This window comes from Bradyrhizobium sp. WYCCWR 12699, assembly GCF_032144035.1.
Taxonomy (GTDB): Bacteria; Pseudomonadota; Alphaproteobacteria; order Rhizobiales; family Xanthobacteraceae; genus Bradyrhizobium.
Genome location: NZ_JAVTJN010000039.1, coordinates 1,237,478 through 1,262,414 on the forward strand (window position 1 = coordinate 1,237,478; position 24,937 = coordinate 1,262,414).

21 protein-coding genes are annotated in these 24,937 nt (G+C 65.1%); 9 read left to right on the forward strand and 12 right to left on the reverse strand.

Features of this window, described 5'->3' with window-relative positions:
- Positions 1–5: 5 nt before the first annotated feature.
- From RPS27_RS36440 to soxA, 5 genes are all read left to right on the forward strand, one after another.
- Positions 6–1,277 carry an NAD(P)/FAD-dependent oxidoreductase gene (locus RPS27_RS36440; RefSeq protein WP_212065398.1) on the forward strand — a complete coding sequence of 424 codons (1,272 nt, stop codon included), beginning with the start codon at positions 6–8 and terminating at the stop codon, positions 1,275–1,277.
- Between the two features lie 232 nt (positions 1,278–1,509).
- Positions 1,510–1,899, forward strand: a complete 390-nt coding sequence (gene soxX / locus RPS27_RS36445; RefSeq protein ID WP_313755009.1) for a sulfur oxidation c-type cytochrome SoxX — start codon at positions 1,510–1,512, stop codon at positions 1,897–1,899.
- Between the two features lie 8 nt (positions 1,900–1,907).
- Entirely contained in the window at positions 1,908–2,375 is a 468-nt protein-coding gene (locus RPS27_RS36450) for a SoxY-related AACIE arm protein (RefSeq protein WP_212065399.1), read from the forward strand.
- Positions 2,375–2,692: a thiosulfate oxidation carrier complex protein SoxZ gene (soxZ, locus tag RPS27_RS36455; RefSeq protein WP_194406850.1), complete on the forward strand. Its 318-nt coding sequence runs from the start codon at positions 2,375–2,377 to the stop codon at positions 2,690–2,692. The genes RPS27_RS36450 and soxZ overlap by 1 nt, the downstream gene beginning before the upstream one ends.
- On the forward strand, positions 2,689–3,468 hold the full coding sequence (gene soxA / locus RPS27_RS36460) for a sulfur oxidation c-type cytochrome SoxA (protein WP_212065400.1): 780 nt from the start codon (positions 2,689–2,691) through the stop codon (positions 3,466–3,468). Before soxZ ends, soxA begins: the two co-directional genes overlap by 4 nt.
- A gap of 53 nt (positions 3,469–3,521) precedes the next feature.
- Here the strand turns inward: soxA and RPS27_RS36465 are convergent, their stop codons facing one another.
- Both RPS27_RS36465 and RPS27_RS36470 read right to left on the reverse strand, forming a co-directional pair.
- The gene (locus tag RPS27_RS36465; RefSeq protein WP_212065401.1) at positions 3,522–5,189 is read right to left on the reverse strand and encodes a regulator; all 1,668 of its coding nucleotides are present in this window, start codon (positions 5,187–5,189) and stop codon (positions 3,522–3,524) included.
- Entirely contained in the window at positions 5,186–5,899 is a 714-nt protein-coding gene (locus RPS27_RS36470) for a cysteine hydrolase family protein (RefSeq protein ID WP_211417893.1), read from the reverse strand. The genes RPS27_RS36465 and RPS27_RS36470 overlap by 4 nt, the downstream gene beginning before the upstream one ends.
- Positions 5,900–6,303: 404 nt before the next feature.
- Here RPS27_RS36470 and RPS27_RS36475 point away from each other — a divergent pair, with 404 nt between their 5' ends.
- Positions 6,304–7,584, forward strand: coding sequence for a M15 family metallopeptidase (locus tag RPS27_RS36475; RefSeq protein ID WP_212065402.1), 1,281 nt, complete (start codon positions 6,304–6,306; stop codon positions 7,582–7,584).
- An 11-nt stretch (positions 7,585–7,595) separates the two neighbouring features.
- Here RPS27_RS36475 and RPS27_RS36480 read toward each other — a convergent pair whose 3' ends face one another.
- Complete coding sequence (locus RPS27_RS36480) at positions 7,596–8,543, reverse strand: hypothetical protein (protein ID WP_313755010.1); 948 nt, start codon at positions 8,541–8,543, stop codon at positions 7,596–7,598.
- Positions 8,544–8,708: 165 nt separating this feature from the next.
- Here RPS27_RS36480 and RPS27_RS36485 point away from each other — a divergent pair, with 165 nt between their 5' ends.
- A complete protein-coding gene (locus RPS27_RS36485; RefSeq protein ID WP_212065404.1) occupies positions 8,709–12,185 on the forward strand; it encodes an indolepyruvate ferredoxin oxidoreductase family protein in 3,477 nt (1,158 codons plus the stop codon).
- Between the two features lie 133 nt (positions 12,186–12,318).
- Here RPS27_RS36485 and RPS27_RS36490 read toward each other — a convergent pair whose 3' ends face one another.
- From RPS27_RS36490 to RPS27_RS36505, 4 genes are all read right to left on the reverse strand, one after another.
- Entirely contained in the window at positions 12,319–14,043 is a 1,725-nt protein-coding gene (locus tag RPS27_RS36490) for an FAD-dependent oxidoreductase (protein WP_212065405.1), read from the reverse strand.
- A gap of 59 nt (positions 14,044–14,102) precedes the next feature.
- Positions 14,103–15,122, reverse strand: a complete 1,020-nt coding sequence (locus RPS27_RS36495; RefSeq protein WP_212065406.1) for a S1C family serine protease — start codon at positions 15,120–15,122, stop codon at positions 14,103–14,105.
- An 81-nt stretch (positions 15,123–15,203) separates the two neighbouring features.
- Entirely contained in the window at positions 15,204–15,653 is a 450-nt protein-coding gene (locus tag RPS27_RS36500; protein ID WP_212065407.1) for a hypothetical protein, read from the reverse strand.
- A 7-nt stretch (positions 15,654–15,660) separates the two neighbouring features.
- Entirely contained in the window at positions 15,661–17,259 is a 1,599-nt protein-coding gene (locus tag RPS27_RS36505; RefSeq protein ID WP_212065408.1) for a GMC family oxidoreductase, read from the reverse strand.
- Between the two features lie 201 nt (positions 17,260–17,460).
- On the opposite strand from RPS27_RS36505, the gene RPS27_RS36510 reads away from it, so the two are divergent.
- A complete protein-coding gene (locus tag RPS27_RS36510; protein ID WP_211417900.1) occupies positions 17,461–18,249 on the forward strand; it encodes a thermonuclease family protein in 789 nt (262 codons plus the stop codon).
- A 229-nt stretch (positions 18,250–18,478) separates the two neighbouring features.
- On the opposite strand, the gene cyoD is transcribed toward RPS27_RS36510, so the two are convergent.
- Genes cyoD through RPS27_RS36530 form a run of 4 tightly spaced genes read right to left on the reverse strand, consistent with a single transcriptional unit; the run spans position 18,479 to position 22,320 of the window.
- Complete coding sequence (gene cyoD / locus RPS27_RS36515) at positions 18,479–18,859, reverse strand: cytochrome o ubiquinol oxidase subunit IV (RefSeq protein ID WP_194406838.1); 381 nt, start codon at positions 18,857–18,859, stop codon at positions 18,479–18,481.
- A complete protein-coding gene (locus tag RPS27_RS36520) occupies positions 18,856–19,497 on the reverse strand; it encodes a cytochrome (ubi)quinol oxidase subunit III (RefSeq protein ID WP_212065409.1) in 642 nt (213 codons plus the stop codon). Before RPS27_RS36520 ends, cyoD begins: the two co-directional genes overlap by 4 nt.
- Positions 19,497–21,497 (reverse strand): cytochrome o ubiquinol oxidase subunit I, encoded by a 2,001-nt coding sequence (cyoB, locus tag RPS27_RS36525; RefSeq protein WP_212065410.1) that lies wholly within the window; start codon positions 21,495–21,497, stop codon positions 19,497–19,499. Before cyoB ends, RPS27_RS36520 begins: the two co-directional genes overlap by 1 nt.
- Positions 21,487–22,320, reverse strand: coding sequence for a cytochrome ubiquinol oxidase subunit II (locus tag RPS27_RS36530; protein WP_194406835.1), 834 nt, complete (start codon positions 22,318–22,320; stop codon positions 21,487–21,489). Before RPS27_RS36530 ends, cyoB begins: the two co-directional genes overlap by 11 nt.
- 233 nt (positions 22,321–22,553) lie before the next feature.
- On the opposite strand from RPS27_RS36530, the gene RPS27_RS36535 reads away from it, so the two are divergent.
- The gene (locus RPS27_RS36535; protein WP_313755011.1) at positions 22,554–23,354 is read left to right on the forward strand and encodes an SDR family NAD(P)-dependent oxidoreductase; all 801 of its coding nucleotides are present in this window, start codon (positions 22,554–22,556) and stop codon (positions 23,352–23,354) included.
- Between the two features lie 177 nt (positions 23,355–23,531).
- On the opposite strand, the gene RPS27_RS36540 is transcribed toward RPS27_RS36535, so the two are convergent.
- Positions 23,532–24,866, reverse strand: a complete 1,335-nt coding sequence (locus RPS27_RS36540; protein WP_212065412.1) for a PQQ-dependent sugar dehydrogenase — start codon at positions 24,864–24,866, stop codon at positions 23,532–23,534.
- Positions 24,867–24,937 lie beyond the last annotated feature (71 nt).

Here is a 24,937-nt window from a genome sequence, read left to right on the forward strand (position 1 = left end):
GCCTCATGAATGTGCCGGTGACACGGCGGAATGCCGTCCTCGGCATCACCGCCGCGGCCGCATCGCTCGCCACACCTTCGATCCTGCGTGCGCAATCGGCAGGCCGCATCGTCGTGGTCGGCGGCGGCTTCGGTGGCGCGGCCTGCGCGCGTGCGCTCAAGCGCGCCGATGCGAACCTGCAGGTCACCCTGATCGAGCCGAACAAGGTTTTCACGTCCTGCCCGTTCAGCAACGAGGTGATCGCCGGCCTGCGCAAGATGGAGACGCAGCAGTTCGGCTATGACAGGATCGCGGCCGAGGGCATCGCCGTGGTCGCTCAGGCCGCGACGGCCATCGACCCGCAAAAGCGTAGCGTGACCACAGCCGATGGCACCGCGTTTGCCTATGATCGTCTCGTGCTCTCCCCCGGCATCGACTTCCATGGCGAGGCGCTGCCTAGCTATGGCGAGGCCGCACCGGAGAAGATGCCACACGCCTGGAAGGCCGGCGCGCAGACGCTGCTGCTGCGCAAGCAGCTGGAAGCGATGGCAGATGGCGGCACGGTCGCCATTGCGATCCCGGCCAATCCGTCGCGCTGCCCGCCGGCGCCTTACGAGCGCGCCAGCCTGATCGCGCATTACCTGAAGACGAACAAGCCACGCTCGAAAGTCCTGATCCTCGACGCCAAGGACAATTTCTCCCAGCAGCGGCTGTTCGAGAGGGCGTGGAAGGAGCTCTACGGCGACATGATCGAGCGCATCGGCCTGTCGCAAGGCGGCCGAGTCACCTCGGTCGATCCTGGGACCATGACCATCGTCACCGAGTTCGGCAATTACACCCCTGACGTCGCCAACGTCATCCCGCCGCAACGTGCGGGACGCATCGCCGCGATCGCGGGCGCTGCAGATACGACCGGCTGGTGCCCGATCGATCCCCTGAGCTTCGAGTCGAAACTCGTCAAAGGCATCCATGTCATCGGCGATGCCTGCCTCGGCGGCGGCATTCCCAAATCGGCGTCGGCCGCAAGCGGGCAAGGCAAGGCTTGCGCCACCGCCATCGTCCGTCTCCTCGCTGGCCGCGCGCCGGAAACGCCGCGGCTCACAGGCGTCTGCTACAATACCGTCGCACCCGGCTACGGCTTCTCCCTTGCCGGCAATTACCAGCCAAGAGGCGACATCTTCGCCGAGGTCGAAGGCGGCGCGACCAGTCCGGTCGATGCGCCAGCCGAATTGCGGGCCCGCGAAGCGGCGGAGGCGGAGCGCTGGTTTCAGACCATCACGGCGGACACCTTTGGCTAGAGCAATGATGGACCAAGCCTGCCGCGAACACCTCGGTGCGCTCCCTCCACCGCCTGCGGGGGGTGTCTCCACTCGCGAGAATTCCCAAGAAGCGAGAGCCCTCACCCTCGCCTTCGGCTCGACCTCTCCCGCAAGCGGGAGAGGTAAGTGGAGTTCGCGGCAGTCGCAGGCATCCTTCCCGACATTTGCAATTGCCGCATTCATCGTACTGGGCCTCGCCTTTGCCAGCGTTGTGCGCGCGAACGAACTCGTCTCCTACAACATCGTCGGTGACGGAATTCCGGTCTCGCTCACCGGCTCGCCTGGCGATGCCGCACGCGGACGAGCGCTTGTGCTCGCACGCAGCACGACCTGCATCCTCTGCCATTCCGGCCCCTTCCCGGAGACGCGGTTCCAGGGCGACCTCGCGCCTGACCTCACCGGGGCCGGGAACCGATGGACGGCGAGCCAGTTGCGGCTTCGACTGGTCGATGCCTCGCGACTCAACGCAGAGACCATCATGCCGTCCTATTATCGCAACGACGGCCTCGTGCGGGTCGGACGCAATTTTGCCGGCAAGCCGATATTGTCGGCCGCCGAGATCGAGGACATCGTGGCCTTTCTTGCAACGCTTCGTGACTAGGACTGTTCATGCCAACCACGCGACGACAATTCTTGAGCCTCGCCGGAAGCATCACCGCCGCCGGGACGCTCCCGATCGTCACCCTGCGTCCGCTTCAGGCAACGCCCGCGATGCTCAATGGCGCGATCCGCAACATCGTCGGCGAAGCATCTGTCCGCACCGGCAGGGTGAAGCTCGAGATTCCTCCGCTGGTCGAGAACGGCAACACCGTGCCGATGACGGTGAGCGTCGCAAGCCCGATGACGGCTGACGATTACGTCAAGAGCATTCACGTCTTCAACGAGAAGAACCCGCAGCCGAACATCGGCAATTTCTATCTCGGCCCCTCCTCCGGCCGGGCCCAGGTCTCAACCCGCATCCGCCTTGCCGACACCCAGAAAGTGGTGGCGATCGCGCGTATGTCCGACGACACGTTCTGGCAGGTCGTCGCCGACGTGGTCGTGACGCTGGCGGCCTGCACCGAGGAGATGAACTGATGGCCGCGCTCATCAACGTTCCCGCGAAGGCCAAACGCGGCGACGTCATCGAGATCCGTACGCTGACCTCGCACATCATGGAAACAGGCTTCCGCCACACTGTGGACGGCAAGCTGGTGCCGCGCGACATCATCACGAGCTTCATTTGCCGCTACAACGGCGCCGAGATCTTTCGCGCCGACCTGTTTCCGGCGATCGCGGCCAATCCCTATCTGTCGTTCTTCACCGTCGCCAAGGAGAGCGGCAAGTTCGAGTTCGAATGGATCGGCGACAACGGCTATTCGTCCACCGCATCGGCATCGATCACGGTCGAATGAGCGTTTGGCGCGCGATAGCCGCGGCGACCTTGTTCGCTATGGCCCCTGCCTTGCTCGCCGGTGAAATTCCGCCCGATGCGCGCCGGTCCGGCTATTCGTTCATGGGGCCTGACACCCGGGCGATGCAGGACGACGACACCTCCAATCCGGCCATGCTGTTCGTGCTCGATGGCGAACAGCTCTGGGCGAAGAAGACCGGCAGCGCGGCGAAGGCCTGCGCGGATTGCCATGGCGATGCGCGCGGCAGCATGAAGGGCGCCGCGGCGCGCTACCCTGCCTTCGACAAGGCGCTCGGCCGCCCCGTCACGCTCGACCAGCGTATCAATCTCTGCAGAGCCGATCATCAGCAAGCGACGCCGCTGCCCTACGAGAGCCGCGACCTCCTCGCGCTCTCAGCCTTCGTTGCCCATCAATCGCGTGGTGCCGCGATCACGGCCGGGGACGATCCGCAGGCAAAACCGTTCGTGGAGCAAGGCCGCGAGCTCTTCATGCGGCGCGAGGGTCAGCTCAATCTCGCCTGCGCCAATTGCCACGACGACAATTTCGACAAGCGCCTCGCGGGCGCGCCGATCACGCAGGGACAGCCGACCGGCTATCCGCTCTACCGCCTGGAATGGCAAACGCTGGGTTCTCTGGAACGGCGCCTGCGCAGCTGCATGAGCGGCGTGCGCGCCCAGGCTTATGAGTACGGCTCGCCCGAGTTGGTCGCGCTCGAGCTCTATCTGATGTCGCGGGCGCATGGCCTGCCGATGGAGACGCCGGCAGTGCGGCCCTGAAGCGAAAGCGGCCGGCACAGGCCGGCCGCTTCACGGAAGGCCGCGCTGTTCTGCTATTCCGCCGGCGCGGCAGACATCTCCGGATGCGCGGCATAATGTTCGCCGGCGCCGAGCCTGCTGGCCGCGAACAGGCCAGCGGCCATCGCGGCATAGGCCAGCGCGACCGCGGGCGTGACGCCGAACCCGCCGCCGATGCCGACCGCCTCGCCATGCATGAAGCCGAAATAGGTCAGCACGGCACCGACCAGCGCAAACGCCGAGGCTTTCTCGAAATCGCGCTCGATGATGAAGACGCCGATCGCGCCCAGGATGAGGCCACCGAGGATGGAGCCGCCGCCCATCACCTCGAGGCCGTGGTAGAACACGCCCTGCTGCGGCAGCGCGGCGATCGCGGCAGCCTTCACCGCGTCGGCCTTGTCGGCGGCCATCCCGCCGACGGTTGCCGCCGCATTCATGGTCGAGCCGAGCATCGTGTCGATCTGCAGCTTGGCCCAGGCGGCCAGATGTGGCGTCAGCGCCAGCACGATCGCGGGCGCGTGCTTGACCGGCGTGGTCTGGAACGCCTGCGCGCCGATCAGCATGCCGATGTAGAGCAGGATCGGCGAGATCGCGACCACGGGCACGAGTGCCAGTAGCACCGAGATGATGCCGAACCAGGCCAGCACGATCACCATGATGCCGGTTGCCGCCGAATAGCCGATGCGGCCGCCCATCGCCTTCCAGCCGGGATGGCCGATATAGACGGCGTTGATGAAGGGATTGCCCATCAGGCAGCCGATCAGGCTGACGACGCCGTCGGCCGTGAGCACCCGCGTGGTCGGATATTCGTCGCCCGCCGCTTCCGCGCTCTCGACATTGTCCATGGCCTCGACGAGGTCGTAGATGCCGAACGGAATGGCGGTGACGAGGATGATGCCGAGAAATTCGAAGCCGGAGAAGACGTGGCCAATTGCCGGGATCGGCACCGAGAAGCCGAAGTTGGCGAAGGCATCGCCAACACCCTTGATGCTCAAGCCGCCGAGCCCAAGCCCGAACAGGTTCGAGCCCCAGGCGATGACCATGCCGACCGCGATGGCGACGAGGCCTGCGGGAATGCCGCGCGGATATTTCACGCCGCCGAACCAGCTCACCAGGATGATGGCGAAGCAGACCAGACCAATCTGCGGCGTCATGTACATTTCCAGCGCAGGCCGCATCGAGATGAAGGTGACGGAGACGCCGGCGAGCGTGCCGAGCAGTGCCGCGCGCGGCGTGATCTTGCGAATGAACGGCGCAATGAAGCCACCGATCATGAGAATGAAGCTCTGGAAGAACACCCAGACCAGGCCCGCGGACCAGCCCTTGAGCGGATCACCGGTCTTCAGTGTGATCGGCAGCATGATCACGAAGGTGACGATGAACATGTGCGGCACGCTGACGCCCGAGGGCAGCGCGCAGACATCGTTGCGTCCGGTCTTCTGCGCCAGACGGTAGGCAAGGTAGGCGTAGTAGAACGTCGAGAGGCACATCATCAGCCCGAGCGCGGGCAGGATGCGGCCGAACACCAGACTGTCCGGCATCTTCAGGACGAAGCGCAACAGACCCGTGAGCACCAGCATGTTGACGAGGATGTTGGTGCCGAAGCCGAAAAACGCGTTCCAGTCGCCAGATGTCCATAGTACCGGCTTGAAACCGGACGTATCGGTCTCGGACTTGCCGGCCGTCCCCGTCAATGTGCTCATGATCGTCCCCCTGATGTGGTCGAAGTCTTCATTGCCTCCAGAACTGCGGCCGAGTCCGTGACCCAGCCGAAGATGCCGCCTTGGGCCTTGATCATCTTCAGGCCCATCTCGTGAAACTCGGGGAAGTAGGATGCGCAACCGTCCGACATGACGACGCAGCGGTAACCGCGGTCATTAGCCTCGCGCACCGTGGTGTTGACGCACACCTCAGTGGTGACGCCGCACACCAGCAGGTTTTCGATACCGTATCTCTCCAGGACGTCGCCGAGCTCAGTGGCGTAGAACGCGCCTTTGCCGGGCTTGTCGATCACGACCTCGCTGTCGAGCGGATAAAGTGCGGGAATGATGTCGTGGCCGGCCTCGCCGCGAATGAGGATGCGGCCCATCGGGCCGGGATCGCCGATGCGAAGACTCGGCGCTCCGCGCTCGATCTTCGCCGGCGGCGCATCGGAGAGATCGGGCAGATGGCCTTCGCGGGTGTGGATCACCAGCATGCCGGCGTCGCGCGCCGCCGCCAGCACCGCGCCGATCGGCTTCACCGCGCGCGCCAGCTGGCTGACGTCGTTGCCCAGCGTCTCGCCGAAGCCACCGGGCTCCATGAAGTCGCGCTGCATGTCGATGATCAGAAGCGCGGTGGCGGACCAGTCGAGTGCGATTGGCTCGGGCTCGGCGCTGATGACGCCCAATGTCGGCTTGCTCAAGTCCAGCATGACGCCCGCCCCTCGCGAGAACTGCGCCAGGAGTTCTGCAAGCGGCGTGCCATTGTGTACAATTGCGACGGCGCGCAGGCCGCGGAGGAATTCGAAGCACGCTCAGAAGGTTAGGAAGAATGCCTGTCCTGCTTATTCCCTGTGCGACGGCTTTGCGGCGTGCATTTGCCTAGAGGATGAGCGGCGCGACCTTGCCCTCCATCATTCCGAGGCAGATGGCACGCTGCGCCTCCGAGCTTCGGCGGCAACGGCGTCTCCGCCAGCAGGACAGGGATGGATGAAGCCGAGGCCCTGGCCGCGCACCCTGCCGCTTGGCGGGTGTCCCGTCCCCACCCGATCTTGCACCGGCCGACAAATCGGGTAGCATTCTCTCATTGCGCAACATTTGATTGTGGAGTTTTCCGATGGCCATTTCACTGGGCGACCTCGTCCCGGAATTCCGCTCGCTGGTCAGCGAGTTGCTTCAAGCCTGTGCGGCAAACGGCGTCACCATGGTGCCGACCGAAAGCGTCAGGACACCGGCGCAGCAGGCGCGCTACTGGCGGCAATCTCGTTCGATCATCGAGATCAACAATGCGATCGCGACGCTTCGGCAAAACGGCGCGTCGTATCTTGCGGACGTGCTGCAGTCGGTCGGCCCCCAGAACGGAGACGAGGTGACCAAGGTCCTTCCGGGCAACAGCTGGCATCAATGGGGCGAGGCCGTCGACTGCTTCTGGGAGGTCGAGGGAAGAGCCGAATGGTCCACGACCAGGAAGATCAACGGCATCAACGGCTATCAGGTCTACGCCCAGGAGGCGAAGCGGCTCGGTCTGACCGCAGGCCTGCTCTGGCCGCGGTTCAAGGATGCGCCGCATGTTCAGCTACGGTCCGACGACAATCCGATCTCGTCCGGTCTGACATGGCCGCAGATCGATCAAACCATGCGCGAACGCTTCGGCGGCGCGCCTGCCGTCGCCAATTTTGGTGCCGAAATGCTGGGGGTCGCGCCGGCGCACGACCCCATCCGGCTCGCCTATAGCGCTCCCGAGGGCTGGCAGGTCTACGAGACGACCGATGTCTGCGCGGCCGTCTTCCGCGGCCGCTTCGCGGTCGACGCAGACGGGGCGCCGAAGGCCTATCACCAGAACAACGCCATCGCGCTCGATTTCCTCGCGAACGCCGGACGGCCCGGAAACTGGTGGGCGCTCGTGACCGATGCGCACGGCGTTCCCAGGGTTCAGGACAATGCGGATCCGGCGCCCGGCTATTATGTCGCAACGACATCGCTGACCAACCCCGGCTTCCCTGCCGATCGGCCCAGCCACTACATCGATGCGAGCACCATTCCGTTCGTCGTCCTGCCCGGCGGCCGCTTCCGGCACTTCACCTCGGCGAAAGTGCTGCGGCTCGGCGACCTTGGGGTCGCCTACAACAAGCTGAACGGCAAGCTCTGCTTCTGTCAGTTTGCCGAGACGGGCCCGGCCGACAAGGTCGGCGAAGGCCCGATCGCGCTGGCTTCAAGCCTCGGCATCAATGCCGATCCCAAGCGGGGCGGCCTCGGAACGCGAGACGTGATCTGGACGGTGTTCGCCGGTTCGGGCGTGGGCCGAGGAATGTCGATTGCGGAGATCAATGCGACGGCACAGCCCATCTTCGAGCAATGGGGCGGGATGGCGCGCATGCGGTCATACGAACAGCTCTGACGTCGCCTGGCCTACGCGCCGTATAGCAGCCGATACTCTTCCTCGTACGGCGCGTAAGAATCCTTCAGCGTCGCCATGTTCAGCAGCATGGTCGCAACCAGCGTGTTCGTCTTGTCGAACACGCTGGTCCTGGCCCAGGCGCTTTCGGTGCGGCGGCTGCCGGAGAGCGCAACCACCTCGCGCTCGACCTGGTACTCCTCGCCCTCGAAGAGCGGGCCCTTCACCAGGCGGATCTGCTGGTCGGCGAACAGGCCGACGGCCGGTCCCTTGGCCGGCAATGGATCGTCCTTGGAGCGATACTGGAACAGCACGCTCAGCATCTCCATGGGGATGATGGCCCTGCCCCACGGATTGTCGGCGCCGGAATAATAAGGCGAACTCTCGGTGATGACCGCGAGCTTCTGCCTGAGGGAGAACGGATAGAGGTCGCCCATGACCTGGTCGAACGCCATCCGTACCGTCTGCCGCTTGCCGGTCACGCCGACCCGCACGTCGCGCAGGATCACGGGATCGGCCAGCGGTTTGAGCTCGGCAAGGCGGGCCTCCAGTGCCGTCGCTGCGTGGGGTTCACCGACGGACGCCGTGCCGCGCAGCACCTCCGTGCCGTCGCGCTTGACCATCTGGACCTGGCACTGACTGTTGCCGGGCAACGGCTTCGACAGGATTGCCTGCACCTCCTCGCCCTCATAGCAGACGCTGCGATAATGCGCGGACAGACATCCGGTCTCGAACCAGGCGCGGCCCCACAGACGCGCGCCCAGCGGCGCAAACTGGCTGAAATGCGTGGGCCCCTCGATGGTGCCGCCCTTGAAGCCGAGCTTCTGCGCGGTGGCGTCGTCGTGGATCGAGGCATGCGCGTCGTAAGTTTGGGCCTGCAGCATCTGGCGCGGCTGGCGCCATGGTCCGACCAGGGCCTCGGTCGTCTCGGTGATTTCAGTGTCGAATGCGTTTGCAGCCATGATGTCCTCCGCCGGCAAGCCATGACGAGCAGGAGCGCCACGGATGCGGCCAGCGATATTGACTTCGCCGGCCCATGCTCTTGACTGCGTATCTTCCGCTTCGCAAAGCCGCAAGCCTCCCGCGGCGCAAAATCCCTCCCGGACCAGGACAACAAGGACCTTGAAATGACGCTGTTGCAGGTCGAGCTGGACGACAAATACCGGCTCGAATCGAAGCGGATCTTCCTGTCCGGCACACAGGCCCTGGTCCGCCTGCCCATGCTGCAGCGCGAACGCGACCGGCTCCAGGGGCTGAGCACTGGCGGCTTCATCTCCGGCTATCGCGGCTCCCCGCTCGGCATGTACGACCACGCGCTGTGGCGCGCGAAGTCGCATCTCCAGCAGCACGACATCGCCTTCGTCCCCGGACTGAACGAGGACCTGGCGGCAACCGCGGTCTGGGGCAGCCAGCAGGTCGGCCTGTTTCCCGGCGCCAAGGTCGATGGCGTGTTCGGCATCTGGTACGGCAAAGGCCCGGGTGTGGACCGCTCGGTCGATGCGCTCAAGCACGCCAATGCGGCCGGCACCGCGCTCAACGGCGGCGTGCTCGCGCTCGCCGGTGACGACCATGGCTGCCAGTCCTCGACGCTGGCGCATCAGAGCGAGCAGGTGTTCGCGGCGGCGACGATCCCCGTGATCAATCCCGCGACTCTGCAGGACTATCTCGATCTCGGCCTGTACGGTTTTGCGCTTTCGCGCTTCTCCGGCTGCTGGGTCGGCTTCAAGGCGATCAGCGAGACCGTCGAGAGTTCTGCGTCGATCGACAGCGATCCCGAGCGTATCAAGATTGTCCTTCCTGATGATTTCGAGATGCCGCCCGGCGGCCTCAACATCCGCTGGCCCGATCCGCCGCTGGAAGCGGAGAAGCGCCTGTTCGGGCCGAAGATGGCGGCCGTGCAGGCCTTTGCCCGCGCCAACCAGCTCGACCGTATCGTGCTCGATTCCAAGCCGGCACGGCTCGGTATCGTCGCGACCGGCAAGGCCTATCTCGATCTGCGGCAGGCGCTGGCCGATTTGGGCATCACCGACAAGGACGCGCAGGATCTCGGCCTTCGCATCTACAAGGTCGCGCTGACCTGGCCCTTGGAGGAAAGCGGCGCCAAGCGCTTTGCGGAAGGCCTGCAGGACGTGCTCGTGGTCGAGGAGAAGCGCGGCTTCATCGAAGACCAGCTGATGCGCATCCTCTACAATATCGACGCCTCAAGGCGCCCGACCGTCACGGGCAAGCGCGACGAGCGCGGCGCGCCGCTGCTGCCGAGTGAGGGCGAGCTGACGCCGACCATCGTCGCGGGCGCATTGGTGGCGCGCCTGCGCAAGCTCGGTCATCACAGCCCGGTGCTGGAGCAGCGTCTTGCCCGGCTCGAGGCCTTCGACAATCCGGTCACCGCAAGCACGCAGATCAAACTCGCCCGCACGCCGTTCTTCTGCTCGGGCTGCCCGCACAACACCTCGACGCGCGTGCCCGAGGGCAGCCGCGCCATGGCCGGCATCGGCTGCCACGGCATGGCGCTGAGCATGCCGACCCGCCGCACCGATCTGATCTCGCATATGGGCGCCGAGGGCGTGAACTGGATCGGCCAGTCGCCCTTCACCAGCGAGACGCACATTTTCCAGAATCTGGGCGATGGCACCTACACCCATTCGGGCTTGCTGGCGTTGCGCGCGGCATCGGCCGCCGGCATCAACATCACCTACAAGATCCTCTACAACGACGCCGTTGCCATGACCGGCGGCCAGCCGGCGGAAGGTGCCTTCAACGTCGCGCAGATCGCACACCAGGTCTGGGCCGAAGGCGTCAAGCGGCTCGCGATCGTCTCGGACGATCCCGGCAAATACCCCCAAGGCAATTACTTCCCGCAAGGCGCGACCATCCATCATCGCCGCGAGCTCGATGCCGTGCAGCGCGAGCTGCGCGACATCAAGGGCCTCACGGTCGTGATCTACGACCAGACCTGCGCCGCCGAAAAACGCCGCCGCCGCAAGCGCGGGCTCTATCCGGATCCTGCCAAACGCGCCTTCATCAACGAGCTGGTCTGCGAAGGCTGCGGCGATTGCTCGCAGGCCTCCAACTGCGTCTCGGTGCAACCGCTGGAAACCGAGTTCGGCCGCAAGCGCCAGATCGACCAGTCGAACTGCAACAAGGACTTCTCCTGCGTCGAAGGCTTTTGCCCCAGCTTCGTGACCGTGCATGGCGGCAGCTTGAAGCGCATGAAGACATCGGCGGTGGATTCCGGCCAGCTGTTCGCCGATCTGCCGCTGCCGCCGGCGCGCGAGCTTGACGGCCCCTACAACATCCTCGTCACCGGCATCGGCGGCACCGGCGTCATCACCATCGGCGCCCTGCTCGGCATGGCCGCCCATGTCGATGGCCGCGGCTGCTCGGCGCTCGATTTCACGGGCCTGTCGCAGAAGAACGGCGCGGTGATGAGCCATGTTCGCATCGCCCCGAAGCCGGAAGATATTTCGGCAGTCCGCATCACCACCGGCGGTGCCGACGTCATCCTCGGCTGCGACATGATCGTCTCGGCAGGTCCCGCCGCGCTCAGCCGCGCCGAGCGTGGCGTGACCAAGGCCTTTATCAACGCCGATCTGCAGCCGACCGCGAGCTTCGTGCAAAACCCCGACCTCGATTTCGAGATGGGCACGATGCAGACCGTGCTGCGTGACGCCGTCGGCGACACGAACCTCGACATCATCGACGCGACAGGCATTGCCGCGGCGCTGATGGGCGACAGCATCGCCACAAATCCCTTCATGCTCGGCTTCGCCTTCCAGAAGGGCGCGATCCCGCTGTCGCTGGAGTCCCTGCTGCGCGCCATCGAGATCAACGGCGCCGCGATCGAGATGAACAAGCTCGCCTTCACCTGGGGCCGTCTCGCCGCCCATGACATGTCGCGGGTGCGCAGCGTGCTGCAGTTCAAGAACCGCGCCGCCGCGCCGACCAAGTCGCTCGACGACATCATCGCGACGCGCGCCGAATTCCTGACCTCCTATCAGGACAAGGCCTATGCCGACCGCTATCTCGCTGAGGTCGCCAAGGTGCGCAAGGCTGAGAATGCCGTCTCGCCGGCGTCCACGGAGCTGACCGAGGCGGTCGCCAAGAACCTGTTCAAGCTGATGTCCTACAAGGACGAGTACGAGGTCGCGCGGCTCTACACCGACGGCAGCTTCGCGAAGAAGGTGTCGGAAAAGTTCGATGGCGATTTCACGCTGAAATACCATCTCGCGCCGCCGATCTTTGCGAAGCGCGACAAGGTCACGGGCCGGCTTCAGAAGCAGGAGTTCGGCGGCTGGATGCTCCACGCCTTCCGCGTTCTCGCCAGGCTGAAATTCCTGCGCGGCAGCGCGTTCGATCCGTTCGGCCGCGCCGACGAGCGCCGGACCGAGCGCAAGCTGGTCGCGGATTATCTGGCGATGATCGATCAGCGGATCGTCGGGCTGAAGGCCGAGCAGATCCCGCTGCTGACGCGGCTTTCGCGCGTGCCCGAGACGATCCGCGGCTTTGGCCACGTCAAGGAAGCCAACGTCAAACTGGCGGCGGCCGAGACGGCGCGCCTGGAAGCGGAGCTGGAGAACAGCCGCTTCGCCGCCGCGGCCGAGTAGATTGGGGTCGGCTCACTCCACGTCATTGTAAGGGGCCCTTGCGACGATGCAATCCAGGCTGCTTCCGTGGAAATATCTCTGGATTGCTTTGCTTCGCTTCGCTCGCACTGACGGAGGATAGAGCGCGTTACAATCAGACGACCTTCTTCGCGGCGGTCGGCGCCACTGCCCCACCCTCCGCCAGATGCCTTCCCGCAATATATCCGAACGTCAGCGCCGGCCCGAGCGTGATTCCCGGCCCCGGACAATTCCCGTTCATGATCGAGCCCATGTCGTTGCCGCAGGCATAGAGCCCCGCGATCGGCGTGCCGTCCGCGCGCAGCACGCGGGCCTGCGCGTCTACCTTCAGGCCGATCGCCGTGCCGAGATCCGCCGGATAGATCCGCATCGCGAAGAACGGCCCCCGCGTGATTGGCGCGACGCAGGGATTGGGCTTGCGGCTGATGTCGCCGAGGTGGCGCTGATAGATGGTGCTGCCGCGGCCGAACTCGGGGTCGCGGCCCTCCTTCGCACCTTCGTTGTAGCTCGCCAGCGTCGCCGCGAGCACTGAGGGCTTGACGCCGATCTTGCCTGCGAGCGGTGCGATATCAGGCGCCTCGATCAACTCGCCGCTCGCCACGTAGCGCCGATAGCTGCGCGTGAACGGCTTGATGCGGCCAAGGCCATAGGTCCAGAGGAACGCGCGGTCGCAGATCAAATGGAACGGCCGGTCCGGCTCGCCATTGCCATCACGCAGCATGCCGAGCACGAATTCATGGTACGACAGCGCCTCGTTGACGAAGCGCCGGCCCGCGGCGTTGACGGCGATCACCCCCGGCTTGGCGCGGTCGGCTACGGTGTGCGGGAACACGCCGCGGCTGCCGCCGGCGCGGCGAAACAGCGAGGCCGGCACCCAATGGGCCGGGCTGGTCGCGTCCGTATTGAGCGCAGCACCTGTCGCTGCCGCAAGCCGCAGCCCGTCGCCGGTGCTGGAGGTGTGGGCCGCCGAGACAAATCCGGCCGCGGCCGGGAAATAACGCTTGCGCAACACGGCGTCGTGCGAAAAGCCGCCGGTCGCCAGCACCACGCCGCGGCGCGCCGCGATCGGCCGGTCGCAGGAGCCATGGCGGATCACCACGCCGCTGACGCGATCACCCTGCAGCGAGAGATCCTCGACGTCGGCGCTGAAGAGAACTTCAACCCGCCGCGCCAGCAGCGAGGCGTATAACTGGGCGGCAAGCGCGTTGCCGAGATGCAGCGTCGTGCCACGCGGGCTTCGCAGCCGCTGCAATGCATAGGCGGAGACGAGCCGCGCCGCCCGCATGGTCGAGCGCAGCGATCTTCCAACCCTGTGCAAATGCGGACTATCGAGGCGATTGACCATCATGCCGCCGAACAGCGTGAACTCCGGCAGCGGTGGCCGCAATCGCGCAAAAGCTCTGCCCAGCCGCGTTCCGTCGAACGCAACCGGCTCCAGCACGCGGCCGCCTGATGTGGCGCCCAGGCGTTCCGGATAATAGTCCGGACAGGCCTTCACCGGCTGGAGACGAACTTCCGTGTTGGCTTCGAGCCAGGCAATCGCCTCGGACCCGCGCGTGAGGAAGGCGGCGCGCAGGCCGGCATTGGCGGTTTCAGGGACCGTGCTCGACAAATATTGGACGGCATCCGCGATACTGTCGGAGAGCCCTGCCTCCTTCATCTTCGCGTTGGCGGGGATCCAGACCATGCCTTCGGACCAGGCCGTGGTGCCGCCGACGAACGCGGTCTTCTCGATCACCAGCACGCGCAGACCTTCGGCCGCGGCAACGGCCGCCGCCGTCATGCCACCGGCACCGGCGCCGATGACGATGACATCGTAGGTCTCATGTGTCGGCATCATGCGGCGGGTGTCCGAGGGCGAGGCATCACAAAGTCATACCTCGCCTCGCCCGTCCGGCGCTAGCGGGCGGGCTTCCGCTCTACGGGATCGATGTCGATCGCACGTAATCGCCCAAGCCGCAGCACGTCCATGGCGAGCCGCCGGCCGATCCGGTCGCGGTCGAGCACGCGGATCAGATCGTCGACGCCGTTGATCTCGACGCCGTCGAGCCTGATCACGACGTCGCCGGGCAGCAGGCCCGCCTTTGCCGCAGGTCCATCCGGCTCGATCTGCATCAGAAGCGCGCCCATCTTGTTCTCGACGCCGGCCGCGACCGCGTGCCGCCGCGGCACCGGCGCGGTCTGCCCGGCGACGCCGATATAGGCGCGGCGGACATAGCCGTGGCGGATGATCTCCGACAGCACGAATTGCGCGGTGTTGCTGGCGACAGCGAAGCAGATGCCCTGCGCCCCGTTGATGATGGCGGTGTTGATGCCGATCACCTCGGCATGCGACGACACCAGCGGTCCGCCGGAATTGCCGGGATTGAGCGCGGCGTCGGTCTGGATCACGTCCTCGATGGTGCGCCCGCTGACCGAGCGGATCGAGCGGCCGAGCGCGGACACCACGCCGGCGGTGACGGTCGATTCGAAGCCGAGCGGATTGCCGATGGCGATCACCAGCTGCCCGCGCCGCAAGCTCTTGGAATTGCCGAGCGAGGCATAGGGCAGATGGCGCGCGCCGTTGGCGCGCAGCAGCGCAAGGTCGGTGTCGGGATCGACACCGAGCACCTGGGCCTCGCCGACATGGCCCTCGACATCGCGCAGCCGGATCTCCTTGGACGTGCCGACCACGTGGCTGTTGGTGAGCACGAGGCCATCAGGCGAGATCACGATGCCCGAGCCGAGCCCGCCGCGCTCGCGTCTATCAGGCACCTTGGGCCCGGTCTCGACCCGCACGACCGCAGGGCCGACGCGGTCGGTCACGTCGATCACGGCATTGGAATAGGCGTCCAGCAGCGTTCCGTCATCGATCGGAGCAGCCGCCGCCGTTCGCGATGACGTTGCGTCATCGACGATATCTGAGGTGAAATCCAGCATGGCAAGAGTCCTTGAAGGCTCACACAGATGGTGGCCTGTTCCCTGCCGCGCAAGGTGCGCAGGGCTGGACTGCCCAGATGGCTAGGGCGCCCGCCTTAGCGAGCCGCCTCTTGCCTTGACCGGATCGAGCAGCGACCAGTCACCGTCAGGCAGCACATAGCCCTTGGGGAACGGCGCACGCAGCTCGAGCCCGAGCGAGCGCAGCACGCGGTCGTCGCGGTAATAGCATTGCAGGACGACGCGGACGAGCGTCGCCGCAGCAGCGCCGCCGTGCTTACGGAACTCCTGCGCGACGCCGTCGCGCGCGGCAGGCTCGAGGTCGGCAAACGGCATCCCCGCGAGCCGCGCCAAGTGATCGAGCGCTGCGGCCACCAGCCTGGTGTCACGGCCGAGCGTTGCCAGAATGTCGGCCTGGATTGCCGCATCGTCGGCGCCGGGCACCTTGTATTCGTCGCTGGCAGGAATGATCATCCCGGCAATGATACGGAGGTCATCGCGCTGCCGCGGCGTCAGTTGATTATCTGCGGACATGACGGCCTCAATCGAACAAATTGGCCAGGCGCTGCTTCATCTGGTCGGCGATGTAGAGCGCGAGGGCCTGGATGGTGGAGGTCGGGTTCACCCCGCCCGATGTGACGAAGATGCTGCCGTCGACGATGAAGAGGTTCTTGACGTCGTGCGAGCGGCCCCATTCGTTGACCACCGAGCGCTCCGGGTCGGTGCCCATCCGCGCGGTGCCGAGCAGGTGCCATCCGCCCCACGGGATCGGCGAGTTGATGCAGATATCGGTCGCACCAGCGGCCTCGAGCACCTCCCGCCCGCGGGCGAGTGCGTGCTCCATCATCTTCCGGCTGTTCTCGCTGATCGTGTAGTCGATCTTCGGCGCCGGGATGCCGTGGCTGTCCTTCAGGACCGGATCGAGCGTGACCTGGTTGTGCTCCTCCGGCAAATCCTCACAGATCGCGGAGAAACCGAGACGATGGCCGTTGAGCTTGCGGAAAACGCGGTGATGATCCTCGCCCCACGGCAAAATGCCCTTCTGCTCGCTGACGACCGCCTCGAACACCGGCCCCGCGCCGCGCACGAACTGCACGCCGTAGCCGCGCACGAAGCCGCGCGACAGGTCGGTGTCGTACCATTCCTTGCTCCAGAGGCAGGTCGGCGGCGCGCGGTTGCTATCGGTCGGCTCCTTCACATAGCCGTAGATCTGCGCGTAGGGGTGGAACATCAAATTCTTGCCGACGAGGCCGGACGAATTGGCAAGGCCGTTCGGAAAACGGTTGGATTTCGAGTTGAGCAGCAGGCGGGGCGTGCCGACGCCGTTGCAGGCGATGATGACGACATGCGCGGGCTGGAACTGCTCGACGCCGTCCTTGTCGTAATAGACCACACCCGAGGCCATGCCGTTCTCGTCGGTGGTGATCTCGCGCACCCGGCAATGGGTGCGCAGCTCGACGCCGGCGCGGATCGCATGCGGCCAATAGGTGATGTCGGTGGACGACTTCGCGCCTTGCGCGCAGGCCGGCGTGCAATGGCCGAGATTGATGCAGCGCGCCCGCCCCTCATAGTCCATCGTCGCGACCGTCGTGTCCGACGGCCACCAGTGCCAGCCGAGCTGGTTCATGGTCTTGCCGATGATGGCGCCGGACAATCCCATCGGCTGTGGCGGCATCGGCGGATGCGTCAGCGGCGAGAGCGGATCGCCTGAAAGGCCTGACGTGCCCATCATGCGATCGTTCTCCTCGAAGAATGGGGTCAGGGCGTCGTAGTCGATCGGCCAGTCGTCGGCGACGCCGTCCAGCGTCTTCACTTTGAAATCGGACGGATGCAGCCGCGGCCAATGTGCGGTGTACATCACGGTCGAGCCGCCAACCGCATTGTAGTTGACGACCTTGATGGGCGAATTATCGTCGTTGATGGGATAGTCCTCGGGCCGGCCACGCACGTTCGGGCTCGACGACCATTCGCCGTAGAACTTGGCTTCCCAGTCCCGGCCCGTGCTCGGATATTCAGCCGGGTTCATCCAGCCGCCCTGCTCCAGGCAGAGAATGTGCATCTTGGTCTCGGCCAGCGACCACGCCACCGCCGCGCCCGAAGCGCCGGCGCCGATGATCAGGACGTCCACGGGGTCTTTCATCGCAACCTTGTCCTCCCGCCCTCGCCGCTTGCCGGGCGATTCGGCCTGCACGGTTCGCAAGCTCCGCGAACGATAGGATCAGAGCGGCCGGGGAGTAAAGCCGCGAGGCCGGAATGTCGCACTTCGCAGGGCGCAGACCATTGGTATCGCCACATCCGGATGCTAGGAACAGGCGGTCCGAGCCATCGATAGCGAGACCTTATGTCCTTCCGAAATGTCTTTGCCGCCGCCCGCGCGTTTGCGCTTCTTTGTTTCTTCGCCTTGTCCGGATTCCTGGCGTCGTCCCAGCCGGCCTCCGCGCTGACCGCCGCCGCGACGGTGCGCGACGGCAACTCGATCCAGCTCGGCGACGTCACCTACCGGCTCGACGGCGTCGACGCGCCCGAGCTGGACCAGGTCTGCATCGACGATCATGCCGATCCCTGGACCTGCGGCATCGATGCGCGGGACCAGCTGGCCAAGCTGATCAACAAGCGGCCCGTGCGCTGCGACGATGTCGGGCCGGAGAAAAGCTTCGGCAAGCGGCACCGGGCCATCTGCACGGCCGAGGGCGACAAGTCGACGCTGAACGAGCAGTTGATCAAGCTCGGCTTTGCCATCGCGCGGGAGCCGATCAAGGCGAACGTCAAGCCGGCGGCAGGCGAAGCCAGGACAGCCTCGGCCGGAATCTGGAAAGGCTGCTTTGTTGCACCGCAAGACTTCCGCGCCGGCAAGAAGGACGGCGCACTGCTGGGCGCGGCCTGCCGCCAGGACCGCGACAAGGAAATTCGCGCCGTGCTGTTCCCGGAGGAGCTGACGATGCCGCCGAGCTGCAGCATCAAGGGCAAGCTTGCGGTGCGCGCGCGCGTTACCGGCAATATCGGCATCTATCATTTGCGGGGTTGCCCGAGCTACCCGGCGACCACCAAACCGGACCGCTGGTTCTGCTCGGAGGACGACGCCCAGGCGGCCGGCTTCCGCAAGGCCTATAATTGCCGCCGGCCGAAGTGAACCAAGCCGCTCACGCATCCGTGAGTGGTAGTCCGGGACCGTATTGATCCGGAATTGAACTCCTTCGCGAGTTGCTGCACTTATGAACATACGCAAGCGCTTGCGCATGCGTTTCCTTGGCGGACGATCCTCATTGGATTGTCTTTGCTTGGGCGTTTCCTCCCTAGACTTGGGCCGCTTGTCACAACAAGCGGCTCTTCTTTTTTGGGCGGCCTTACGTCCTCTCGCGCTAGTGCCGCATCATGATCTGGTCCATCGGCGGCATGTTGGCGTTCAGATGCGCCATGATCCAGACCGTGCCCCCGACCACGAGGAAGACCACCAGCAATCCGAAGGCCAGCGCCAGCACGTTGTTGGTGTTGTCGGGGCCCGTCGTGATGTGCAGGAAGAATACCAGATGCACGCCCATCTGCGCGATCGCCAGCACGATCAGCGCAACGGGGATCGAGGGCTGCCAGACCAGATCGGTGCCCGCGATGAAGAACGATGTCGCCGTGAGCAGCAGCGCAAGCACGAGCCCGATGACGTAACCGAGGATTCGGGTCCCGACACTGTGTTGCTCTTCCTCACCCGGCGCGAGATCGTGTCCGATGTGCGATTGATCGCTCATGCGCCACTCCCGAGCAAATAGACGACCGAGAACACCCCGACCCAGACGATATCGAGCGCGTGCCAGAACAATGCAAAGCACATCATCCGGCGCAGGACATCGGCGCGAAAGCCTTTTGCGAAGACCTGGGCCATCATGGTGAGCAGCCACAACACGCCGGCGGAGACGTGCAGGCCGTGGCAGCCGACCAGCGAGAAGAACGCGGTCAGGAACGCGCTGCGCGACGGACCGTAGCCGCGCGCGACGAGGTCGGCGAATTCGCGGAACTCGATGGCGAGGAAGACCAGCCCGAGCGCGCAGGTCACGGTCATGCCGAGATAGAACCAGAACCGGTTGCGCATATCGGCCGCGATGCTGGCCATGCCGCAGGTGAAGCTCGACAGCAGCAGGCAGACCGTCTCGATCGCGACGTTCCTCTGCTCGAAGATCTCCGAGCCCTTGGGGCCGCCGGCGGTCTGGCCAGCCAGCACCGCATAGGCCGCGAAGAAGCAGGAGAACATCACGATGTCCGACAGCAGGAAGATCCAGAAGCCATAGGCGGTCACGATCCGCTTCGGCGCGGGACCGGGATGCTCGATCACCACACCGATGTGATGGGGATCGGCCTGCGCGTGGCCGGCGGTCGCGATCATCGCCATCAGACCGTCCCCGCCATGCTGACGAGGCTGCGCCGCTCCTCGAGATTGACGCGGTCGACCGCAGCGACTTCCTCGGCCGGAATGACGTATTCGTCATGGTCCCGCCAAGCGAACACCACGAAGGTCGCCCATGCGCCGAGGCCTCCCAGGATCACCATCCACCAGATGTGCCAGATCAGCGCAAACCCCATGATAGTGGCGAAGAACGCGCAGACGAAGCCGGTTGGGGAATTCCGGGGCATTTCGATGTCGCGATATTCGCGCTTGTCATGCTCGAGCGATTGCTGCTGCGCGCGGGCTTTCATGTCCCAATAGGCGTCTTCGCCGCGCACGTCGGGATTGAAGGCGAAATTGAACACCGGCGGCGGCGACGAGGTCGCCCATTCCAGCGAGCGGCCGTCCCAGGGATCGCCGGTCCGGTCGCGCAGCGCCTCGCGATTGCGGATGCTGACCACGAGCTGCACGATCTGGCAGATCACGCCGATCGTCAGCACCGCCATGCCGATTGCAGCAACGATCATCCAGGGCCGCCACGCCGCGACGTCGTAATGCTGCATCCGCCTGGTCATGCCGAGCATGCCTACGATGTAAAGCGGCATGAACGTGACGAAGAAGCCGACGAAGGTGAACCAGAACGCAGCCTTGCCCCAGCGCTCGTCGAGGCGGAAACCGAACGCCTTGGGAAACCAGTATTCGAAGCCGGCGAAGGCCCCGAACAGCACGCCACCGATGATCACGTTGTGGAAGTGCGCCACCAGGAACATGCTGTTGTGAAGCACGAAATCGGCCGGCGGCACCGCGAGCAGGACGCCTGTCAATCCGCCGATGATGAAGGTGACCATGAAGCCGACCGACCACAGCATCGGTGTCGCGAAACGGATGCGGCCGCCATACATCGTGAACAGCCAATTGTAGATCTTCACCCCCGTCGGGATCGCGATGATCATGCTGGCGATGCCGAAGATGGCGTTGACGTCGGGACCCGCGCCCATCGTGAAGAAATGGTGCAGCCAGACCATGAAGGAGATGACGCAGATCGCCATGGTTGCGAGCACCATGGAACGATAGCCGAACAGCGCCTTGCCGGAGAAGGTCGAGACCACCTCGGAGAAGATGCCGAAGGCCGGCAGCACCAGGATGTAGACCTCGGGATGGCCCCAGGCCCAGATCAAATTCATGAACATCATGACGTTGCCGCCGGCTTCATTCGTGAAAAAATGGAAGCCGAGGTAACGGTCGAGCAGCAGCATCGCGAGCGTCGCCGTGAGGATCGGAAAGGCCGCGACGATGAGGAGGTTCGAGGCCAGTGTGGTCCAGCAGAACATCGGCATGCGCAGATAGTTCATGCCCTTGGTGCGCAGCTTCAGCACTGTCGTGACGAGGTTGATGCCGGCGACCAGCGTGCCGACCCCGGAGATCTGCAGCGACCAGGCGTAGTAGTCGACGCCGACGCCTGGTGAATAAGATAGCTCCGACAGCGGCGGAAAGGCGAGCCAGCCGGTACGCGCGAACTCGCCGACCACGAGCGAAACATTGACCAGCAGCGCGCCGGTCGCCGTCAGCCAAAAGCCGACCGAATTGAGCGTCGGGAACGCCACGTCGCGCACGCCGAGCTGGAGCGGCACGACGAGGTTCATCAATCCGATCACGAACGGCATCGCCACGAAGAAGATCATGATGGTGCCGTGCGCCGAGAATATCTGGTTGTAATGCTCCGGCGGCAGGTAGCCCTGCGACTGATAGGCGACCGCCTGCTGGATCCGCATCATGATGGCATCGCTGCCGCCGCGCAGCAGCATCACCGAGGCCAGCAGAATGTACATCACGCCGATCCGCTTGTGATCGACGCTGGTGATCCATTCGTGCCAGAGGTATGGCAAATGCCCCTTCGCCACGACCCAGGCCAGCACACCGAGGATCGCGACCAGCACGATCGCGCCTGCGACGAGCGGAATCGGCTGATCGAACGGAATAGCGGACCAGTCGAGCTTACCGAGCATCAACGCCTCCACTGTGCGGACGGCCGGCCTCGGAGATCAGCTCCGGCCCCGGTCCCGGCGGAATGTGCTGGGTCGCGATCAGGTCGAACAGGCGCGGGTCTTCGAGGCGGTAGGCCGGCCTGCCCTTCTCGATGCCCTGCTGCATCAGCTTCCTGTAGCTGTCCTCGTTCAGCACCGCGTCGGTCTTCGCCGTGCCCGCCACCCACTCGGGAAAGGCCAGCGGCGAGACCACGTTGACGTCGAACATCATGTCGGGAAAGCCGTCGCCGGAAAAATGCGCCGAAAGCCCTTGCAGCTTGCCTTCGTTGTCGGCGCGCAGGTTCAGCTTCGTCACCATGCCGTTCATGGTGTAGATCATGCTGCCGAGCTGCGGGATGAAGAACGTGTTCATCACGCTCGACGAGGTCAGCTGGAAATTCAGCTCAGCGCCGGCCGGCACCGTCAGCGTGTTGACGGTGGCGATGCGCTGGTCCGGATAGATGAACAGCCATTTCCAGTCGAGCGAGACGGCCTGGATGCGCACCGGGCTGCCCGTGCCAGGCACCGGTGCCGCGGGATCGAGCTGGTGCGAGCCGATCCAGGCGACGCCGCCGAGCAGGATCACTGTCAGCGCCGGGATCGACCACACCACCATCTCGACGCGGCCGGAATAGACGAAGTCGGGCTGGTAGCGCGCCTTGGTGTTGGAGGCGCGAAACCAGAACGCAAAGGCCAGGATCGCGACGATGGTCGGCACCACGATCACAAGCATGATGAAGACGGAATCGACCAGGATGGTTCTGTTGGCCGCAGCCACGGGCCCTTGCGGATCGAGCAGATTCATCGGCAAGCCACTGGCGGTTGGGAAGCCCCGGGACAGAGCCTAGCGCGGGACAGGCTCCGCAACAAACGCGATCGCGTGAGGTCGGTTCCCGCACGACGGAAAGCTGCTGGCCCGCAGGCGCTTTCGCCGTCGCGATACAGCCATGCGCACCCGGCGGGACGGCGTGCGGCATGATCGGTCTTCTGCCGCGCATCGTCCGTGCTATCGTGATGAAAAAGCAGGGAGAAAGCGTCATGCGCCTCAAGGACAAGGTCGCCATCGTGGTCGGAGCCGGACAAAGCCTGGGCGAAGGCATGGGCAACGGCCGCGCCACCGCGCTGACCTTTGCGCGGGAGGGCGCGAAGGTGCTGTGCGTCGACCATCATCTGGAGTCCGCGCAGGAAACCGTTGCGATGATCGCCGGGAAAGGCGGCACTGCCGCGGCCTTCAAGGCCGACGTGACGAAGTCGGCCGATATCAAGGCGATGGTCAAGGACGCGCAGTCGCGCTGGGGCCGGATCGACGTGCTGCACAACAATGTCGGCGTCAGCCTGTCGGGCGGCGATGCCGAATTGCTGCAACTGACCGAAGAGGCGTTCGACCGCGTCGTCGCCATCAATCTGAAGAGCTGCATTCTCGCCGCGAAAGAGGTGATACCGATCATGCGCGCGCAAGGCAGCGGCGCCATCATCAACATCTCCTCGATGGCGGCGATCACGACCTATCCTTACGTCGCCTACAAGGCGACGAAGTCGGCGATGATCGCCTTCACCGAACAGCTCGCCTACCAGAACGCCGAATACGGCATCCGCGCCAACGTCATCCTGCCCGGCCTGATGAACACACCCATGGCCGTCGATACCCGCGCCCGCGAATGGCACAAGACCCGCGCCGAGGTCGAAGCCGAACGCGACAGCAAGGTGCCGCTACGCAGGAAGATGGGCACGGGCTGGGACGTCGCCAACGCCGCTCTATTCCTCGCGTCGGACGAGGCGAACTTCATTACGGGTGTGACGCTGCCGGTGGATGGCGGAGCCAGTGTAAGACGGGGGTAGAGGCCGCGAGTGCGGTGCGCTTCCCTTCTCTCCTTGTGGGAGAAGGTGGCGCGAAGCGCCGGATGAGGGGTTCTTTCCACGCGCCGAAATGAAAGTTGGACTCGCGGAGAGAACCCCTCACCCGTCTCGCCGCTTCGCGGCGAGCCACCCTCTCCCACAAGGGGAGAGGGTGCACCGTCACTGCCGCGCGCTTGTCACCCGCCAGATCGTGCCGTTGCCGTCTTCCGACACCAATAGCGATCCATCCTTCGCCACCGTAACTCCCACCGGCCTTCCCCACACCTCGGTGTCGCTCACCACGAACCCCGTGACGAAATCCTCATACTCCCCCGTCGGCTTGCTGTCCTTCATGCGGATGCGGACCACCTTGTAGCCGGTGCGCTTCGACCTGTTCCACGAGCCGTGCTCGGCGGCAAAAGCATCGCCCTGATACTCGGACGGAAACTGCGTGCCCTGGTAGAAGGTCATGCCGAGCGAGGCCGAATGCGGCTGGATCAGCACATCCGGCACCGTCACCTTGTCCTTGAGATCCGCCCGCGCGCCGGCATGGCGCGGATCTTCATTGTTGCCGATGTAGAACCACGGCCAGCCATAGAAGGCGCCCTCCTTCACGCTGGTGACGTAGTCGGGCACGAGATCGTCACCGAGGCCGTCGCGCTCGTTGGTCGAGCACCAGGGCAGCCCGGTCTGTGGCTGGATCGCAAGGCCCACGCAATTGCGGATGCCGGTGGCGTAAATCTTCCGCTCCTTGCCGTCGGGCGTGAAGGCCAGCACGGCGGCGCGCTCCGTCTCGCTGGCCCAGGCCGCGCCGAGCGGTTGCGCTTTCGACCAGGCTTCCAGTCCGCCCGGCGGCGTGCCCAAGCCCTCCGCGACATTGCTGAGCGAGCCGACCGACACCAGCATGCGCTTGTTGTCGGGCGTGAAGACGATGTCGCGGGTGGAATGGCCGCCGTCATGCGGCAAGCTTGCCACGATCGTCTCCGCCTTGCCGCGCGCCTTGAGATCGCCGGCCTGATAGGGAAAGCGGACGACGCTGTCGGTGTTGGCGACATAGACCCATTGCGGATTGTCGCCGTTCGGGAAGAAGGCGATGCCAAAAGGCTGCCGCAAGCCGCTGGCAAACATTTCGTTGGTCGCGGCCTTGCCGCCCTCCCCGGCCCGCAACACGCGGATGGTGCCGGCCCGCGTCTCTGCGACGAAGACATCGCCGTTCGGCGCGACCCTGATGATGCGCGGCGCGCGCAGGCCTTCGGCGAACAGCTCGATCTTGAATCCGGCCGGCACCTGAAGCGCGGCCTCCGGCGGTCGCGGCACCACCCGCGACGAGCTCGCGACCGACCGTGTCGCGCCGGGCTTGACCAGATCCTGCGGCCGGATCAGCCTGATCGTGCCGGGCTTGTCGGCCTGCCAATCGCCGTAGGCCTCCTTGCCCTGCAGCACCGGATCGGCCCGCGCGCCAGTCGCAAACAGAAGCCCCGCGGATATCGCGACGGACAAAATTCTGCTCTTCAATTTGTCCTCCCGGCCTGCAATCCCGATGATCGACACCATCGCAGCATATCAAAGCTCTGCCGCATCACACG

Coding starts and splice junctions, on each gene's coding strand:
- RPS27_RS36440 (WP_212065398.1), top strand. CDS start 6: ATGAATGTGCCGGTGACACGGCGGAATGCCGTCCTCGGCATCACCGCC.
- RPS27_RS36450 (WP_212065399.1), top strand. CDS start 1,908: ATGCCAACCACGCGACGACAATTCTTGAGCCTCGCCGGAAGCATCACC.
- soxZ (WP_194406850.1), top strand. CDS start 2,375: ATGGCCGCGCTCATCAACGTTCCCGCGAAGGCCAAACGCGGCGACGTC.
- soxA (WP_212065400.1), top strand. CDS start 2,689: ATGAGCGTTTGGCGCGCGATAGCCGCGGCGACCTTGTTCGCTATGGCC.
- RPS27_RS36465 (WP_212065401.1), bottom strand. CDS start 5,189: ATGAGCACATTGACGGGGACGGCCGGCAAGTCCGAGACCGATACGTCC.
- RPS27_RS36470 (WP_211417893.1), bottom strand. CDS start 5,899: ATGCTGGACTTGAGCAAGCCGACATTGGGCGTCATCAGCGCCGAGCCC.
- RPS27_RS36475 (WP_212065402.1), top strand. CDS start 6,304: ATGGCCATTTCACTGGGCGACCTCGTCCCGGAATTCCGCTCGCTGGTC.
- RPS27_RS36480 (WP_313755010.1), bottom strand. CDS start 8,543: ATGGCTGCAAACGCATTCGACACTGAAATCACCGAGACGACCGAGGCC.
- RPS27_RS36485 (WP_212065404.1), top strand. CDS start 8,709: ATGACGCTGTTGCAGGTCGAGCTGGACGACAAATACCGGCTCGAATCG.
- RPS27_RS36490 (WP_212065405.1), bottom strand. CDS start 14,043: ATGATGCCGACACATGAGACCTACGATGTCATCGTCATCGGCGCCGGT.
- RPS27_RS36495 (WP_212065406.1), bottom strand. CDS start 15,122: ATGCTGGATTTCACCTCAGATATCGTCGATGACGCAACGTCATCGCGA.
- RPS27_RS36500 (WP_212065407.1), bottom strand. CDS start 15,653: ATGTCCGCAGATAATCAACTGACGCCGCGGCAGCGCGATGACCTCCGT.
- RPS27_RS36505 (WP_212065408.1), bottom strand. CDS start 17,259: ATGAAAGACCCCGTGGACGTCCTGATCATCGGCGCCGGCGCTTCGGGC.
- RPS27_RS36510 (WP_211417900.1), top strand. CDS start 17,461: ATGTCCTTCCGAAATGTCTTTGCCGCCGCCCGCGCGTTTGCGCTTCTT.
- cyoD (WP_194406838.1), bottom strand. CDS start 18,859: ATGAGCGATCAATCGCACATCGGACACGATCTCGCGCCGGGTGAGGAA.
- RPS27_RS36520 (WP_212065409.1), bottom strand. CDS start 19,497: ATGGCGATGATCGCGACCGCCGGCCACGCGCAGGCCGATCCCCATCAC.
- cyoB (WP_212065410.1), bottom strand. CDS start 21,497: ATGCTCGGTAAGCTCGACTGGTCCGCTATTCCGTTCGATCAGCCGATT.
- RPS27_RS36530 (WP_194406835.1), bottom strand. CDS start 22,320: ATGAATCTGCTCGATCCGCAAGGGCCCGTGGCTGCGGCCAACAGAACC.
- RPS27_RS36535 (WP_313755011.1), top strand. CDS start 22,554: ATGCGCCTCAAGGACAAGGTCGCCATCGTGGTCGGAGCCGGACAAAGC.